Origin of the sequence: Novosphingobium sp. SG919 (genome assembly GCF_012932495.1) — a bacterium.
Taxonomy (GTDB): Bacteria; Pseudomonadota; Alphaproteobacteria; order Sphingomonadales; family Sphingomonadaceae; genus Novosphingobium; species Novosphingobium rhizosphaerae.
On the sequence record NZ_JABCNG010000004.1, the window covers coordinates 103,873 to 120,098 of the forward strand.

Consider the following 16,226-nt stretch of genomic DNA (forward strand, 5'->3'; position numbering starts at 1 on the left):
TCGTTGTCTTTGGTGTCTTAGTCACTGGCATCACTGTCACACCTGCACCGCTTGTGCGCCTTCCAACAGGTTGGCCCCCCGCGCGGCAAGGTTGCGGTGCAACAATGTGGGTGAAAAACCCGCATTGCGCAAGCCTTGTGCGATTTCTTCGGCCATGAACACCGAGCGGTGGCGCCCGCCGGTGCAACCGAAGGCGATGTTGACATAGGCTTTTCCCTGCGCGGCAAAGCGCGGCAGGAGAAGGAGGAGGAGGCCCAGAATCCGCTCGAAAGCCTCGGCAAAGGCGGGATCCTGGCGGATGTAGTCGCCCACTGGGGCATCCTTGCCGGTCATCGGGCGCAGTGTTTCGTCCCAATGCGGATTGTTGAGGAAGCGCATGTCGAACACCAGGTCGGCAAGCGGGGGCGTGCCGCGCGAGAAGCCGAAGCTGCTGATCGTGAGCGTGGTGCGACTCGGTGAGATCGCACCGAACTGCTGGCGGATAGCCTGCTGCAGATCGTTGGTGGTGAAATCGGTGGTGGATATGACCACGTCGGCCCAGCGGCGCAGCGGGGCGAGCAGGTCGCGCTCGGCCGCAATGCCGCTGGCGGCAGGCTTGTCCTCGCTCATCGGGTGGCGACGGCGTGTTTCGTTGTAGCGCCGCTCCAGTTCTGCCCCGCCGCAATCGAGGAACAGCGTCGTCACGGAAAGAGTGGGCCGTGCGCTCAAGGCCTTGACCCGTTCGATGATCGCCTGCGGATCGAACCCGCGCGTGCGCGTGTCGAACCCGATCGCCAGTTGCGTGCCGTTATCGACGCCGCTCTCGGCGCGCGCCTGGCCCGGCTCGGTTTCCAAGAGGCGATCGAGCAGGCGGATCGGAAAATTGTCGATCGCTTCCCAGCCCAGGTCTTCCAGCGTGCGCAGCGCGGTGGTTTTGCCCGCGCCCAGCAGGCCGGTGACGAGCAGGACGCGCTGGGGCGGAATGTGCTGCGGCGAATCCACAAGGGGCGGGGAAGACATTTCCTGGGCGACCATGGCGGACCTTTTGCGCGCAATGGGCGGCAAAGAAAAGTGCGGTTACGCGACGGTCCGGCCCAAAGGTTTCAGCAACCAGACGCACCGGCGCCGTTTTCCGGCGTCAGGCCATAGCGTTCCAGTGCCAGCGCGGCGCGCAGTGCCATCATCGGTGTCTCGGGCCAAAGCCGCAGCATGGGCAGGGCAATGCCGGCGCGCACCACGGTCTCCGCCGCCTCCACGAAACGCGGCGCCTGCGTGTCGAGCTGCAGCACCAGCGCCACCGGCGCCTGTTTCACGTGGTGAAACGGCAGCAAGCCCAGGTTGCGCACTTCCAGCAAGCCGGCGGTGTTGGGATGGGGCTGCGCGATCAGCCCTTGGCCTGGCCCGCCGGGCAGCAAGACCAGTCCGTCATCGCCCACCAGCACGGCGCCGCGGTCGATCAGGGCAAGCGCCAGGCTGGATTTGCCGCTGCCCGGCGGGCCTTCGATCATCACCGCGCGCCCGCCGATCGCCACCGCGGTGGCCTGGTGAACAATGCCTTCGCCGCTCATGCCAGGGCGTGCCCGGCATGGGGAAGCGCCAGCACCAGGCAGGCACCGGGCGCGCCATCGGGGCGGTCGATGATGGTCAGGCGGCCATCGTGCGCTTCGGCAATGGTGCGGGCGATGGCCAGGCCCAGGCCACTATGCGCGCCAAAAGCCTCTTCGGCCGGGCGCACCGAATGGAAGCGCTCGAACACCTTGTCGCGCTCGCTGGCGGGAATCCCCGGGCCTTGGTCCGTCACGCTCAGCAGCACGCGCGAATCCTCACCCTCGCTGCCCCATTCGGTCCACACCGTCACGTCCACTCTGCCGCCGGGCGGAGAAAACGACACGGCATTGTCCAGTAGGTTTTCCAGCACCCGTTCCAGCCGCATGGCATCGCCCACCACCATCGGCGCCAGTGGCGAATCGAGCGGCTGGTCCAGCCGGATGACCGCGCCTCCGCGCGTGTCGCGCGCGCCGCGCGCGCCCACCACTTGCGCGGCCAGACCGCCCAGATCGAGCCGCACGAACGTAGCGCGGCTCAATTCCGCGTCGATCCGGCTGGCATCGGCAATCTCGGTAATCAGCCGGTCGATGCGCTGCACGTCGTGGGTGGCGATGGCGGTCAACTGCCGGCGCAGGGCGGGATCCTCCACCCGGTCGAGTGATTCGATGGCGCTGGCCAGGCTGGCGAGCGGGTTCTTCAATTCGTGGGCGACGTCGGCGGCAAAGCTTTCCACTGCGTCGATGCGATGGCGCAGCGCCATGGTCATGTCGGAAAAGGCGCGGGCGAGCATGCCGATCTCGTCGCCGCGTTCGGGCAGGCGCGGCACCACAACTTCGCGATCGCGCCCCAGCCGCACGCGCACCGCTGCCCGCACCAGCGCGCGCAGCGGCTGCACGATGGTGCGCGCCAGGAACAGCGAGAGCTGAACCGAGAGCATCAGGGCCAGGCCGATGATGATCACCAGCGTCTGGCGCGCATCGCGCACCGCCTGGGTGATATCCACCGCGTTGCGCATCGCCAGCAGCATCTGGCCGCCCGGTGGCCCCACTGGCGTGGCGGCGGTCAACACCGGGGTACGATCGGGGGCATAGCGCAAGTAGACCTGGGTGGAGCCGGCCGCCTGGGCACGCACCACTTCGGGCCAGTTGGCCGCGTCGGACGTGGCCGGTTCGGCATAGCGCTCTACCGGCGGTGCGCCGACGATGAAATCCACGCCGCGGTCGAGCAGGCGCGCGGCGTGCTGGTACCATGCCTCTCCGGCTGGATCGACGAGCGCAAAGCTGGGCGGCGCCAGGGCAAAGCTGTCTGCCTCCAGGCGGCCATGCCGGTCAAACAGGCGCAGCCGCAACCGCTGTTCGCGCCCGATCCGCACCAGCAGCGCCTTTTGCTGCGCTGCATTGCCGCCGTCGAGCGCATCGGCGGCGATTTCCGCTTCGGCCCGCGCCAGCTTGAAGCGCTCCCCCAGCAACTGCGTACGATAGCTGTCGAGATAGAAGAAGCTGCCTGCAAGGAGCGCCAGGGCAATGACGTTGACGGCGAGAATGCGCGTGGTGAGCGAAACGCCGCGCGGCCGCAACGCGCGTGGCACAAGCGCACGCGTCGGGCGATCGGCAGGCTGGCCCGGCGGAGCTATCATTCTTCGCTATAGCTGTAGCCAGCGCCGTAGAGCGTCTCGATCGCGGAAAACTGCGAATCGACGGTACGGAACTTGCGGCGCAGGCGCTTGATATGGCTGTCGATGGTCCGATCATCGACGAACACGTCATCGTGATAGGCCGCGTTCATCAACTGGTCGCGCGTCCGCACCACGCCGGGGCGCACCGCCAGCGCTTCCAGGATCAGGAATTCGGTGACGGTCAGCGAGACCAGCTTGTCGTTCCAGGTCACCACATGGCGGGCAGGGTCCATCACCAGCCGCCCGCGGCGGATCGGATCGGGCAGGGCTTCGGGCGCTTCGGCATCGGCGGCCACGATATCGCGGCGCACGATCTCGCTGCGTCGCAGGATGGCGCGGATGCGGGCCAGCAGCAGGCGCTGGCTGAAGGGCTTGGCGATGTAATCGTCGGCCCCCATGGCCAGGCCCAGGGCTTCGTCCGCCTCGTCGTCCTTGCTGGTGAGGAAGATCACCGGCAGGTCGCTTTGTTCGCGCAGGCGGCGCAGCAATTCCAGCCCATCCATGCGCGGCATCTTGATGTCGCACACCGCCAGGTCGGGCGGATTGTCGAGCAGCGCTTTGAGCGCGTTGTCGCCGTCGGTGTAGAGGCGCGTGGCAAAGCCTTCGGTCTGCAGCGCGATCGATACCGTGGTAAGGATGTTGCGGTCGTCATCGACCAGCGCGATCGTGCGCCGCGGCTGGTCCTGCGCAACAGGCTGCCCGGCCGGCTGGGCAGCGGAATGCGGGGCAGAAGCGTTTTGCATGGGCGTGGCGGCGATCCTGCTGGCGTGGCTGCGCAGACTAGGCCCGGGCGCGCCAACTGGCAAGAAAGCGCGGTTCCGCGCATGGGGCCTTGCCCTCCCGCCGCCTCCCGCAGTTGAAAATTGTGCAACTTGCTGCGCAAAAATCTTGGGCGCTTCCGGTTTGACGTAGGGGAAGCGGTCAACTATCCGAACATAGAGTCGCGCATTCGTATTCGGCATTCGTATGCAAAGCCGCAAGACGGACGCGCGACAACGCTTGATACCGCGCTTTTGCAATCAACGGCCCGCGCGCCATCCGATCGCCCCACGGGGCCTGACGGCGCGGCATGGCCCACCTATGGGAGGCTTGTGATGTCCGCCAACAGCCTGAACATTTCCTTGTCCGCGCAGGGTTTTCCTGAACCTGCCGAGCTGTTTGCCAACCTCGGCACCGCCCCCTTGGTGGAACATGCGGTGAAGAACGGCGAAGGCGTCCTGGCCAAGGATGGCCCCTTCGTGGTCGCCACCGGCAAGCACACCGGCCGCTCGGCCAAGGACAAGTTCATCGTCCGTGATGCCGAAACCGAAAACACCGTATGGTGGGGCAAGACCAACGTGGGGATGACCCCGGCCCATTTCGCCGCGCTCAAGGAAGATTTCATTGCCGCGCTGGGCACCAAGGACAAGCTCTATGTGGCGGACCTGTTCGGTGGCTCGCAGGCGGAAAACCGCGTCAACGTGCGCGTGATCAACGAATTTGCCTGGCACAACCTGTTCATCCGCACGCTGCTGGTGCGCCCGACCAACGATGAACTCGCCGGCTTCGTGCCCGAATACACCATCATCGATCTGCCCAGCTTCCGCGCCGATCCGGCCCGCCATGGCTGCCGCACCGAAACCGTGATCGCGGTGAACTTCACCGAAAAGCTGATCCTCATCGGCGGCACCGCTTATGCCGGCGAAATGAAGAAGTCGGTCTTTGGCATTCTCAACTATCTGCTGCCGGCCAAGGGCGTGATGCCGATGCATTGCTCGGCCAACATCGGCCCCAATGGCGACACGGCGGTGTTCTTCGGTCTGTCGGGCACCGGCAAGACCACGCTTTCGGCCGATGCCAGCCGCACCCTGATCGGGGATGACGAACACGGCTGGTCCGATACGGCGGTCTTCAACTTCGAAGGCGGTTGCTATGCCAAGATGATCCGCCTTTCGGCCGAAGCCGAGCCGGAAATCTTTGCCACCACCAAGCGTTTCGGCACGGTGCTGGAAAACGTGGTGATTGATCCGGTCACGCGTGAGATCGACCTCGACGATGCCAGCCTGGCTGAAAACAGCCGTGGCTCCTATCCCATCGATTTCATTCCCAACGCTTCGGAAGAAAACCTCGGCCCGGTGCCGCAGAACCTCATCTTCCTGACCGCTGACGCCTATGGCGTGTTGCCCCCGATCGCGCGTCTCACGCCCGACCAGGCGATGTACCACTTCCTTTCGGGCTACACCGCGCGCGTGGCAGGCACCGAAATCGGCGTGACCGAACCGGAAGCCACGTTCTCCACCTGCTTTGGCGCGCCGTTCATGCCGCGCCACCCGTCGGTCTACGGCAACCTGCTCAAGGAACGGATTGCCAAGGGCGGGGTGAAGTGCTGGCTGGTCAACACCGGCTGGTCGGGCGGCAAGGCCACGCAGGAAGGCATCAAGCGCATGCCGATCAAGGCCACCCGTGCCCTGCTCAACGCCGCGCTCGATGGCAGCCTGAACAGCGCTGAATTCCGGGAAGATCCCAACTTCGGCTTCGAAGTGCCGGTGGAAGTGCCGGGCGTCGACACGCGCCTGCTCGATCCGCGCGGCGCCTGGGCCGATGCCGGCGAATACGACAAGACCGCGCAGGAACTGGTCAAGAAGTTCATCGACAACTTCGAACAGTTCGTTGAGCACGTGGACGAAAGCGTCCGCAAGGCAGCGCCCGTCTCGGCCTGATCCTTCGCGCTGCCCACGTGGCGCCTGCATTGCCCCCGGTGTGCCCTGGCACACCGGGGGTTTTGTGTTTCGACGGCCCCTCTTTGTCGGCGTGTTAACCATGCTCTTACCGAGTGTGCGCCATGGTCTGCCCGGGCAATCGTACGGGGCAATGCGTGGCAACGGCAGCAATGGAAGCGGGTGTGGCCAGTGAACGGGGGGCGCCTTGGCGATGGGCGCCTTGGCGATGGGCGGCATCACGCCTGCCGCGTTGGTGGCCCTATGCGCTTATCGCTTTTGTCACGCTGCTGATCCGGCTCCCGACCATCGGTAACCCGATTCTCGATTTCGACGAGCAACTCTATCTGCTGGTGGGCGATGGCATGTGGCATGACCAATTGCCTTACGTCGACATGTGGGACCGCAAGCCGCTTGGCCTGTTTGCATTCTATGCTGCCATCCGCCTGCTGGGTGGCGATGGTATTGTTCAATATCAGTTGGTCGCCGCAGCTTGCGTTGCAATCACGGCCTGCTTGATCCGCGCCATGGCGCGGCGCCACGCCTCGGAAACTGCGGCTGTTGTCGTTGCGATTGCCTATGTGCTGACGCTCAACGTGCTTCACGGCGCCGGTGGCCAAGCCGCGGTGATCTATAATGCGCTCACCGCGTTTGCGGTGTGGTGCGCATTCAACGCGAATGACGAGGAGCGTGCGGGGGCGGTGGCGCGCCAGGCCCTTGCTGCGATGCTGGCGATGGGCATCGCAATCCAGTTCAAATACACGCCCGTGATCGAAGGGATTTTCCTGGGCTGCTGGTTCCTTTGGCGCTTTTGGCGCTTGGGCGTAGCACCGACGCGGGTCGTCGCGCTGGCAACGGCCATGGTGTTGGCCGCTTTGGCGCCTACTGCACTCGCGATCGGCTGCTACGCGGCCAACGGCCATCTCGACGACTACATCTACGCAAACTTCGTTTCGATTTTTCGTCGTTTGCCGTTCTCGGCGCAAGTTCGCCATGATCAGGCGATGACGATCATCGCCATGGCCGGGGGCCTGATTGCCACCGGCCTGTGGGGCCTATGGCAAAGCCGGCAACGGCTGCCCGATACGGCGCGCTCTGATTTCTGGCTGCTGGCCGGCTGGGTCGCCAGCGCCTTTGCCGGGTTCGCACTGCTCGGCGATTTCTTCGATTTCTATTTCATCACTGTTGCCTTGCCGCTGGCACTTGCTTCGGCCGGCGCGGTTCGACGCGGACCGCACGGGTTTGCGGCGGCTTGCCTGCTGCTGTTGTGGCCAGCGCTTGGAACGCCAGCCTATTACTTTCTGCGTGGCCATTATCAGCATGCCACAGCCCGGATGGTCGCGAGGATCCAGCCTTATGTTGTCGGACATCCCTTGTATGTCTACGACGGACCGGCTGTGCTCTATTTGCTGACCAAGGCGCAGGCGCCGACACGCTATATCTATCCCGATCATCTCAACAATCCCGTCGAGGCGATGGCACTGGGCGTGGATCCCGTGGTGGAAGAGCAACGCGTCCTTGCCGCGCGGCCCGGCGCCATTGTCACGGCAAGCCGCCCTGTAGTTCCCCATGTTGCACCCGGAACGCAGGCTTTGGTTCGCGCCGCGCTGGCCCGCGACTATGTCTTGGTGGATCGCGTGCCCACCTTCGACCGCACCTTTTTCATATGGGCAAGGCGCGATCTGCACCCCGGCCCGGCACCGATCCACGATCCGCGTGCGGACAACCCGCAATAGGCCAACGAAAAGGCCCCGGCAGATCGCGCTGCCGGGGCCTCTTGCACATCAGCCCTGACGGGTGCCGATCAGCGGATCGGACAGTCCGGCGAAAGGCGGAAGTCTAGGTAGTTGTCGACCGACTTCATCATCTCGTCCAACTCGTTTTCATAGAAGTGGTTGGCGCGCGGGATTTCATCGTGGTGGATGGTGATGTGCTTTTGCGTGCGCAGCTTGTCGACCAGCTTCTGCACGGCGTTGGGCGTCACCACCGTATCGGCCGAGCCCTGCACGATGATGCCCGAGGCCGGGCACGGCGCCAGGAAGCTGAAGTCATACATGTTGGCCGGCGGCGAGACCGAGATGAAGCCGCGGATCTCGGGCCGGCGCATCAGCAATTGCATGCCGATCAGCGCGCCGAACGAATAGCCGGCAATCCACGTGGCCGAGGCTTCGGGATGGATCGACTGCACCCAATCGAGCGCGGCGGCGGCATCGGACAGTTCGCCCACGCCGTTGTCGAAGCTGCCCTGGCTGCGCCCCACGCCGCGGAAGTTGAAGCGCAGCGTGGCAAAGCCGCGCGCCACGAATGTCTTGTACAGCGCCTGGGTGACGCGGTCGTTCATCGTGCCCCCCGCCTGCGGGTGGGGGTGCAGGATCATGGCGACGGGCGCGCGGCTGCGCGTGGCGGGTTGAAAGCGGCCTTCGAGGCGGCCTTCGGGACCGGGGAAGATGACTGCGGGCATCGTTGACCTGATGAACCTGTTGGCTGGCCCGAGACCCACTGTGCAAGGCCCTGTTTTCAGGGCAGTGCGCGGTCGGGGCTGGGCATGGAACTGGTCGCTATATAGAAACGAACCCTACAAACGCAACTTTTCCGGGATTTCTCGTTGTCGGTCTCGCTTTATTTCGATCATGCGGCCACCACGCCGCTGCTGCCCCAGGCCCGCGCGGCGCTGCTGGAGGGGCTGGAGCGCTGGGCCAATCCGTCCAGCCCGCACGGGGCGGGCCGTGCTGCGCGCGCTGCGCTGGAGGATGCGCGGGCCCGGATCAAGGCGGCGCTGGGCTGGAGCGGCGAAGTGGTGCTGACCAGCGGGGCGAGCGAAGCGCTGGCGCTGGCGATTGGCCGGGCCAAGGCCCCGTTGCTGGCGGTTTCGGCCGTGGAGCACGAGGCGGTGCTGCGCCTTGCCGGCAGCGCCACCCGCCTGGCGACAGATGGGCTGGGGCAAGTCGATCCGGCAGACTGCGCGCTGCGCGGCCTGGTGGCGGTGCAGCAGGTGAACAACGAAACCGGGGTGATCCAGCCGCTGGCCGAGGTAGCCGAGGCCGTGCGCGGCGCGGGTGGCGTTCTGCTGGCCGATGCGGCGCAGGGCGCGGGCAAGCTGGCGCTGCCCGAGGCTGACCTGATTGCCATTTCCGCGCACAAGTTCGGTGGGCCGATCGGCATTGGTGCCCTGCTGGTGCGCGATTGGGCCTTGCTGCATCCCACCGGCGGGCAAGAGCGCGGCTATCGCCCCGGCACGGAAAACCTGCCGGGCGCCCTGGCCATGGCGGCGGCCCTGGAAGCAGGCAATGCCTGGCTCGACGGCGTGCAGGCCCTGCGCGCCCGGCTGGAAGCGGCGCTGGTGGCAAGCGGCGCAGACGTCATTGCTGCCGATGCACCGCGCCTGGCTGCGATCGGGGCCTATCGCATGCCGGGCAAATCGGCGACGGCGCAGCTGATCCGGTTTGACGGCATGGGCATGGCGGTTTCGGCGGGGAGCGCCTGCTCCTCCGGTTCGCTGCGCACCAGCCACGTGCTCGATGCCATGGGCGTGGCGCAGCCGAACGAAGTGATTCGCGTCTCGCTCGGGCGCGAAACCACGGCCGAGGGGGTGGACCGCTTCGTGGCCGCCTGGCGCACGATTGCGGGGCTGGCATGATCTATCTCGATTACCAGGCGACCACGCCCCTGGCGCCCGAGGCGCGTGCCGCCATGCTGCCCTGGCTCGCCGGGCCGGAAGACCCGCGCGCCGGCTATGCCAATCCGCATAGCCCGCATCGTCCGGGCCGTGGGGCGGCAGCGGCGGTGGAAGCGGCCCGCGCCCGCGTCGCCGCGCTGCTTCCGCCCGGTGGGCGCGTGATCTTCACCTCTGGCGCCACCGAGGCGCTCAACCTGGCCGTTGCCGGCCTGGGGCAACGACGCCTGGCGGTTTCGGCGATCGAACATGCCGCCGTGCTCGATACCGCCCGGTTTCACGATCCTGCGCTCACCGTGCTGCCTGTGGGGGCAGACGGGCTGGTCGATCCCGATGTGCCGATCCCGCCGGGGACGGGCCTTGTCGCGGTGATGCAGGTCAACAACGAGATCGGCACGGTGCAGCCGGTGGCGCAGCTGGCGGCGCGCGCGCGTGCCATGGGCGCTCTGTTCCTGTGCGATGCCGTGCAGGGGGCGGGCAAGCTCGCGGCGCCCGAAGGCGCCGATCTGGTGGCGATTTCGGCCCACAAGCTGCATGGCCCCAAGGGCATCGGCGCGCTGTGGGTGCGCGATGGCCTTGATCTGGCGCCCCTGGTTCATGGTGGCGGGCAGGAAAGCGGCCTGCGCTCGGGCACGCTCAGCCCGGCGCTTTGTGCCGGCTTCGGCGTGGCTGCTGCCCTGTGCACCAGCCTGTGGAAAAGCGATGGGGAACATGTCGACGACCTGTGGAAACAAGCCCTTGGCCTGTTCGAGGGCTGGACGTTGAACGGCAGTGCGACGCAGCGCTGGCACGGCAACCTGAACCTGCGCCGGCTCGGTTTGGACGTTGGCCGGCTGTTGTCGGAATGCCGCACTGTGGCATTTTCTGCAGGATCGGCCTGTGCCAGCGGCTCTGGCAGGCCCAGCCATGTCTTGCGCGCCCTGGGACTTTCGGACAGGGATACCAAAACCGCGATCCGCATCGGTTTCGGACGTTATACAAGGGCAGAGGAACTGGAGGAGGCGGCGGCCGTACTGAATGCGGCCGCCCATGCGCAGGGAGTCTAGTGCTTATGGTTCGCGTCACCTTCCTCACCGCCGATGGCCAGACCGTGGTCGCCCAGGGCGAGGCAGGACAACGCCTGCTGGAACTGGGCCAGAATGCCGGCATGCCGCTGGAAGGCACCTGCGAAGGCCAGATGGCTTGCTCTACCTGCCACGTGATCGTCGCGCCCGACTGGTACGAGCGCCTGGCCGACGCATCGGAGGACGAGGAAGACATGCTCGACCTGGCCGCCGGCGTCACCCGCACCAGCCGCCTCGCCTGCCAGATCGTGCTCGATCCCGCGCTCGACGGCCTGGAAGTGCGCGTGCCCGCCGAAGCGCGAGACATGCAGCCGCGTTGAACGCTGCGTCAGGCCGGACGTGTCGGCATCCGGCGCGCTGGTTGCGCGTGGGGAGAAGTCTGCAAGCGCCTATTTGCAGACATTCGCCGACCGATTAAGTTTGCGCGCATGCGCCCTATTATCATCGTGGAAGACGTGTTCGATATCCCAGGCTGGGGTGGTCTGATCGTCGTTCCAGGTCCGGCGGTAGCTGACGGCATGGCGAGGCTGGAAGGTCCGGTTTCCCTCCGTCGACCCGACGGCTCGACTATTGCCGCTGTGCTGAAAATGGCCGAGGTGTTCCAAACCCCCCCGCCGAAGGAACGCCGCTGGACCTGTCTTCTGCTGGGAATAGACAAAACTGAGGTGCCAATCGGCTCAGAAGTTTGGCCAAGCGAGTAACGATAGTTAACCACCACTTTGAACCCATTCCCTCGTCATTCCCGCGAATGCGGGAATCCAGTTTTGGGGTAGCGTCGAAAACCGGTCCCCAGTCGTTCTCGCACGGCGGCTACTGGATTCCCGCCTGCGCGGGAATGACGACGTTGGAGGTGGAAAGGGCAGATTCCCATCCAAAACACGACATACCCCCCGTTCGGGCTGAGCTTGTCGAAGCCCCCGGCGCGAGGCCTCAGTCCCCTGCCACCAAGGCGCTGATGTGCCAGTCTTCGCCCTTGCGCTCGGCGATCACGCGGCGGGCGAGGAGGCTGCGCAGGCGGGCGGTTTCGATATAGCCCTTGCGCTGCGGCTTGCCGGTGATCACGGCGGTGTAGTGCGCTGCCGGATTGAAGCCCGGCCCAAGGGTGACCAGCGACCAGTCCAGCTTGTCCACTTCCTGAGCCGTGTCGCTGGGCTTGGCGCGCAAGGGCACGCCCTGGCCTGTCACCAGCATGGTCATGCCCGGATCGACTTCATCGGGCACGTTCCAGAAGAACCACGGCAGGACCACCAGATCGCCTTGCACGGCGCAGCCCAAGGGCAGGATGCGCGCCAGATCGGTCCAGACGGCCTGGCCGCTGGGCGCGGACAGGCGCTTTTGCAATTCGGCCGGGCCATGGCCGCCGCCATAATCGAGTGTGACATCGGGCGAGGACAGTGTGGCCAAGGCAGCGGCGTCGCGGGCTTTGACCGTAGCGGCGAGCCGCGCGGCAAAGGCGCTCCAGCCGGGCAGTGCGGCGCAATCGTCGCGCGGGGGGAGAGCCATCGCGGGCAGGGCTGCTGCCGTATCGGCCGGCGTCATCGGCGTTTCGGGCGTAGGCTTGACCGGGAGCGCCAGCGTCGGGCTGGGGCTTGGCTCCGGCACGCTGGGCGCCGGTTCGGGTGTGGGTTGCGCGCTCGGGGTGGCAGAGGGGCTATCGCTCTCTTGCGGCGTTGGCTGCCGTTGACACGCGGCAAGCGCCAGGCCGAGAGAGAGCAGCGCCACGCCTGCCTTGCGCGCCCATGGTTTCCGCTCGTTCGCCATCGCTTGTACGTTTACCCCGCAGCCGGTTCCCCGTCTACCGCAACGCCAGCAGGCGCGGCCAGTTCCGCCACCGTGTCTGCCGCGACATAGCGCGGGGCGGTTTCCACCAGGGCCACTTCCTCAACCTCGCGCTTGCCGATCTCGATGTGCTTTTCGCGCAAGCGCCGTCCGGCCGACAGGACATTGCGTTCAAAGCTGCCGACGAACTTGTTGTAGTTCACCACGGCGCTTTCCAGGCCGGACCCCACGCGCTTCAAGTGATCGGCGGCCACGGCCAGGCGATCGTAAAGCTCGCCGCCCATGCGCCCGATCTCGCGTGCCTCGCGCGCCAGGCCATCCTGGCGCCAGACCTGGGCCACGGTGCGGCAGATGGCGACGAGGTTGGTGGGCGAGGCGAGCAGGACGCGGCGGTCGAACGCGAAGTCCCACAGCTGCGGATCGCGTTCGAGCGCGGCGGCGATGAAGTGTTCGCCCGGCACGAACATCAGCACATAGTCGGGCGCTTCCTCGAACTGGCTTTGATAGGATTTGGCGCCCAGCGTCTGGATGTGGTTGCGCATGGATTGCACATGCGCGGCCAGGGCCACGCCGCGCGCGGTGTCGTCCGCCGCTTCGAACGCATCCTGATAGGCGTTGAGCGAGACCTTGGCATCGATCACCAGCAGCTTGTTGCCGGGAATGCGCACGATGGCGTCTGGGCGCAGGCGGCCCTCGTCGGTGTCGATCGAATGCTCGGTCACGAAATCGGTGTGTTCGGCCAGGCCGCACTGTTCCAGCACGTTGCGCAATTGCTGTTCGCCCCAGCGGCCGCGCGCCTTGGGCGCGTTGCGCAGCGAATTGCCCAGCCGCGCGGCCTCGGCCCGAACTTGCTCCTGCCCTTCGCGCATGGCCTGGATCAGCCCGGTGAGATTGCCGAAGGCATCCACCCGCTCGCGCTCCAGCTTGCCGACCTGTTCTTCATAGCTTTTCAGGCGCTGGTCCACCGGGGCAAGCAGCGCGCGCAGCGATTGCGCGGCCTTTTCCTCGCTCTGGGCAAAGCGTTCCTGGGCGCGGACCATGAAGGCTTCCTGCGCGCGTTCCAGCACCTTATTGCCGGCATTCTCGAACTCGCGGCGCAAGGCTTCCTGTGCTTCGATCAGCAGGCGCTTCTGCTCGGCAAAGTTGGCGGCATCCGCCTTCATCCGCGCCAGTTCGGCACGCAGGTCCTCGCGTGCCTGGCGGGCTTCGTGCAGGGCATCGCGCAGGGCATCGGCCTCGGCGGCGCGCTCGCTGGCGGCAGCCAGGCGGGACGAGAGGCCATCGCGCTCGGCCCGCAAGGCATCGCGCTCGGCCGCAACCTGCTCCACTTGGCGGGCGCGCTCGGCCATCGTGGCCAGATCCACTGCCATGGCCTTGACTTGTGCCTGCGCCTCGCGCGCTTCGCCCTCGCGCGCGGCGGCGCGGCCCTGTGCCTCCGCCAGGGGGCGCGAGCCGAAGAACCAGCCCAAGGCCAGGCCGATCACCAGCGCCACGATCACGAAAGCCACCGCCACGTTCACTCTCCAGTCAAGAACAGAGCGGGAACGTAAACGAAGCGGCCCGGCAACGCAATGTGCCGGGCCGCTTTATCCTCAATTGCAACGGCCGCTCAGGCCACCTTGCGCAGCTTGTCCAGCTTCTTGAGCGCCATCTGGCGCTTGAGGCGCGAGAGGTGGTCGATGAACAGGATGCCTTCGAGATGGTCCATCTCGTGCTGGAGGCAGGTGGCCAGGAGGCCGTCGATTGCTTCCTCGTGCGTCTGGCCATCCAGATCCTGCCAGCGGGCGCGGATGCTGGCGGGCCGTTCCACCTCGGCGTAGATTTCCGGCACCGAGAGGCAGCCTTCGCGATAGATCGCATGTTCTTCGGAAGGATCGAGAATTTCGGGGTTGATGAACACCCGCGGTTCGCGGCGCACGGGCAGGTGGGCATGGCCACAGCCGTGGTCGTGGCAATGCTCCGGCTCGGCGTCTTCGTCCTCGGGCTGGAGATCGATCACCAGCACGCGCAGGGGCACGCCCACCTGGATGGCGGCAAGGCCGATGCCGGGGGCATCGTACATCGTGTCGAACATGTCGGACACGAGCGTGCGCAGTTCGTCGTCGAACTTTTCCACCGGAGCCGAGACCTGCTTGAGGCGCGGATCGGGAACTTCAAGGATTTCGCGGATAGCCATGCCGGCAAGATAGGCGTTGCGGCGCGGAGTCGCAAGGCGAGGGATTCGATCACGGTGATCGGACGGGTTGCTTCAACGCTGCTCTTCGATCGTCCCAGAACCCGAATATTGCCACGCAAGGGGCGATTGCCTCGGGATGATCTCGACCAGGGCGGGGTGCCATTGCCCGTTGATGCAGCATCCGTATCCGTTGACGAGCTGATAGGCTTTCAGAAAGTCGGCGATGAACTGGTTCGTATCGTCAACGCCTGGGAGCAACCCTCCGCCAAGCGGGCCGTCGATTAACTTCCAGATCACGACGTGTGGGCATATGATCTCTGGATGTTGTTCCCGTTCCAACGCCGTCATGGGGCGAGCATCTTCGCGAACAAGATAGATGAACAGGCGCTTATCTTGAATTCCGAAAAAGGTAAGGCGAACGGCGCCTCTGATGCCCGACACTTCAATCGAAACGGCGGTACCGATGCATTCGATCCGGCCATCCGGTTTGACTGAAATTTCCATGGCCGGGACGGAATCCTCCATGAGGCGCGGATCGGGAAGTTCAAGAAATTAGAAGAAAACTTTGAACATAGGATAGGTGGTGCGGCGCCTGGGCGCAAGGCCGGGCCTCGGTCAGGGTGATGGGTTTGGTCGGGGTTGTGCGCAAGTGTTGTGCTTGGCTTGCACCACCCCCAAACCCCCTCCTCTGAAGAAGAGGGGGCTTTTTGTTTTACAACAGGTGCGCGAATTTTGCGGCGGTGGCGAAGGCTTGGCCGCGTCGCGTGCGGTGGGCCTGGGCCTGTTCGTCCTTGCCCCACAGCTCTGCCTGCCAGTCTTCCTCCACGCAGGCTGCGTCCCATAGCGCGACGAGATCGGCTTCGGGATCGAGTGCAGCCAGGCCGATGATCAGCGAGGCTGCAAGGCTGGTGGTGTTGCGCAGTGCGGCCAAGACAAAGGGCGAGAGCGGATCGAGCGCGGCGCGCAGGGCCGAGAGCGTCGCTTCGGGTTGGGGCTTGTGCATTACGCCCGAAACGCGGGTGAAAGAAACGCCATGCCGTGCTTCGGCCATGGTCACCAGCGGTTCCCACAGCAGGCGCTGCCGCGCGGCGAGCGGCTCGTCCGGCTCGGCGCGATAGCACAGCGTGTCCGTCTCGGCATAAGGCATGAGATCGGCGCGGGCGGTATCGGGGGCAGGGGCCACCACGTCGATCGCATAGTCCGCCATGTCGCGAAAGGCGAAGCGCGCGGTGTCGAGCGTTTCGCCCTGATCGGCCCATTCGGCAGCCATGGCCTGGGCAAGGGCGGCGCTGGGCACGATCTGGGGATTGCCACCTTGCGTTCGGATGCCGCGCCCATCCAGGCACACACGAAAGCCGCCGTCTTCGGATGAGACGGTGACGTCTTTATAGAAGCGCTTCATGCCGGAGAAATCTCTTCAAGAATGCCGTTTCCAGCGCCGCACCAGCCAGCGCGGCGCGCCAAAGAACAGGGTCAGGCCAACAAGGGCGAGAGCCATGGCGCCCCACGGCGGCACGGCCGCCAGCCACGGCACGTTGCCCGAAGCGGCCATGGCGCCGATCATCACGATCAGCGTGCCCGAAAGGCGCACGGCCTGAAGCAAGGCGAAGCGGCCGAGGGCGGGATCGGCCATGTT

The 16,226-nt window shown here is 65.8% G+C and carries 17 protein-coding genes; 6 read left to right on the top strand and 11 right to left on the bottom strand.

The annotated features are described in order from the left end of the window. Positions 1–36: 36 nt before the first annotated feature. From rapZ to FHT19_RS15915, 4 genes are all read right to left on the bottom strand, one after another. Positions 37–999 (bottom strand): RNase adapter RapZ, encoded by a 963-nt coding sequence (gene rapZ, locus FHT19_RS15900; protein ID WP_169475894.1) that lies wholly within the window; start codon positions 997–999, stop codon positions 37–39. A gap of 83 nt (positions 1,000–1,082) precedes the next feature. Then, positions 1,083–1,547 (bottom strand): HPr kinase/phosphatase C-terminal domain-containing protein, encoded by a 465-nt coding sequence (locus FHT19_RS15905; RefSeq protein ID WP_169475895.1) that lies wholly within the window; start codon positions 1,545–1,547, stop codon positions 1,083–1,085. Next, positions 1,544–3,163, bottom strand: coding sequence for an ATP-binding protein (locus FHT19_RS15910; protein ID WP_168556629.1), 1,620 nt, complete (start codon positions 3,161–3,163; stop codon positions 1,544–1,546). The genes FHT19_RS15905 and FHT19_RS15910 overlap by 4 nt, the downstream gene beginning before the upstream one ends. After that, positions 3,160–3,945 carry a response regulator transcription factor gene (locus tag FHT19_RS15915; protein WP_169475896.1) on the bottom strand — a complete coding sequence of 262 codons (786 nt, stop codon included), beginning with the start codon at positions 3,943–3,945 and terminating at the stop codon, positions 3,160–3,162. The genes FHT19_RS15910 and FHT19_RS15915 overlap by 4 nt, the downstream gene beginning before the upstream one ends. Positions 3,946–4,296: 351 nt before the next feature. On the opposite strand from FHT19_RS15915, the gene FHT19_RS15920 reads away from it, so the two are divergent. Further along, a complete protein-coding gene (locus FHT19_RS15920) occupies positions 4,297–5,901 on the top strand; it encodes a phosphoenolpyruvate carboxykinase (protein ID WP_168556631.1) in 1,605 nt (534 codons plus the stop codon). A 182-nt stretch (positions 5,902–6,083) separates the two neighbouring features. Continuing rightward, positions 6,084–7,634, top strand: coding sequence for a glycosyltransferase family 39 protein (locus FHT19_RS15925; protein ID WP_248290509.1), 1,551 nt, complete (start codon positions 6,084–6,086; stop codon positions 7,632–7,634). Between the two features lie 68 nt (positions 7,635–7,702). Here the strand turns inward: FHT19_RS15925 and FHT19_RS15930 are convergent, their stop codons facing one another. Beyond that, positions 7,703–8,359 carry an alpha/beta hydrolase gene (locus tag FHT19_RS15930; RefSeq protein ID WP_022677177.1) on the bottom strand — a complete coding sequence of 219 codons (657 nt, stop codon included), beginning with the start codon at positions 8,357–8,359 and terminating at the stop codon, positions 7,703–7,705. 144 nt (positions 8,360–8,503) lie between these two features. On the opposite strand from FHT19_RS15930, the gene FHT19_RS15935 reads away from it, so the two are divergent. From FHT19_RS15935 to FHT19_RS15950, 4 genes are all read left to right on the top strand, one after another. Continuing rightward, positions 8,504–9,535 (top strand): aminotransferase class V-fold PLP-dependent enzyme, encoded by a 1,032-nt coding sequence (locus FHT19_RS15935; RefSeq protein ID WP_169475897.1) that lies wholly within the window; start codon positions 8,504–8,506, stop codon positions 9,533–9,535. Beyond that, positions 9,532–10,617: a cysteine desulfurase family protein gene (locus tag FHT19_RS15940; RefSeq protein ID WP_169475898.1), complete on the top strand. Its 1,086-nt coding sequence runs from the start codon at positions 9,532–9,534 to the stop codon at positions 10,615–10,617. Before FHT19_RS15935 ends, FHT19_RS15940 begins: the two co-directional genes overlap by 4 nt. 5 nt (positions 10,618–10,622) lie before the next feature. Further along, positions 10,623–10,955, top strand: a complete 333-nt coding sequence (locus tag FHT19_RS15945) for a 2Fe-2S iron-sulfur cluster-binding protein (protein WP_169475899.1) — start codon at positions 10,623–10,625, stop codon at positions 10,953–10,955. A gap of 108 nt (positions 10,956–11,063) precedes the next feature. Next, positions 11,064–11,336 carry a hypothetical protein gene (locus tag FHT19_RS15950; protein ID WP_169475900.1) on the top strand — a complete coding sequence of 91 codons (273 nt, stop codon included), beginning with the start codon at positions 11,064–11,066 and terminating at the stop codon, positions 11,334–11,336. Positions 11,337–11,565: 229 nt separating this feature from the next. Here the strand turns inward: FHT19_RS15950 and FHT19_RS15955 are convergent, their stop codons facing one another. The 6 genes from FHT19_RS15955 to FHT19_RS15980 all read right to left on the bottom strand — a co-directional run bounded on the left by FHT19_RS15955 (position 11,566) and on the right by FHT19_RS15980 (position 16,223). After that, the gene (locus FHT19_RS15955) at positions 11,566–12,357 is read right to left on the bottom strand and encodes a hypothetical protein (protein WP_169475901.1); all 792 of its coding nucleotides are present in this window, start codon (positions 12,355–12,357) and stop codon (positions 11,566–11,568) included. 50 nt (positions 12,358–12,407) lie between these two features. Beyond that, positions 12,408–13,934, bottom strand: a complete 1,527-nt coding sequence (gene rmuC / locus FHT19_RS15960) for a DNA recombination protein RmuC (RefSeq protein WP_169475902.1) — start codon at positions 13,932–13,934, stop codon at positions 12,408–12,410. Between the two features lie 89 nt (positions 13,935–14,023). Further along, positions 14,024–14,590 carry a peptide deformylase gene (def, locus tag FHT19_RS15965; RefSeq protein WP_169475903.1) on the bottom strand — a complete coding sequence of 189 codons (567 nt, stop codon included), beginning with the start codon at positions 14,588–14,590 and terminating at the stop codon, positions 14,024–14,026. 72 nt (positions 14,591–14,662) lie between these two features. Then, entirely contained in the window at positions 14,663–15,094 is a 432-nt protein-coding gene (locus tag FHT19_RS15970) for a hypothetical protein (RefSeq protein ID WP_169475904.1), read from the bottom strand. Between the two features lie 208 nt (positions 15,095–15,302). Further along, complete coding sequence (locus FHT19_RS15975) at positions 15,303–15,992, bottom strand: ATP12 family protein (protein WP_169475905.1); 690 nt, start codon at positions 15,990–15,992, stop codon at positions 15,303–15,305. A gap of 15 nt (positions 15,993–16,007) precedes the next feature. Further along, a complete protein-coding gene (locus FHT19_RS15980; protein ID WP_168556639.1) occupies positions 16,008–16,223 on the bottom strand; it encodes a hypothetical protein in 216 nt (71 codons plus the stop codon). Positions 16,224–16,226 lie beyond the last annotated feature (3 nt).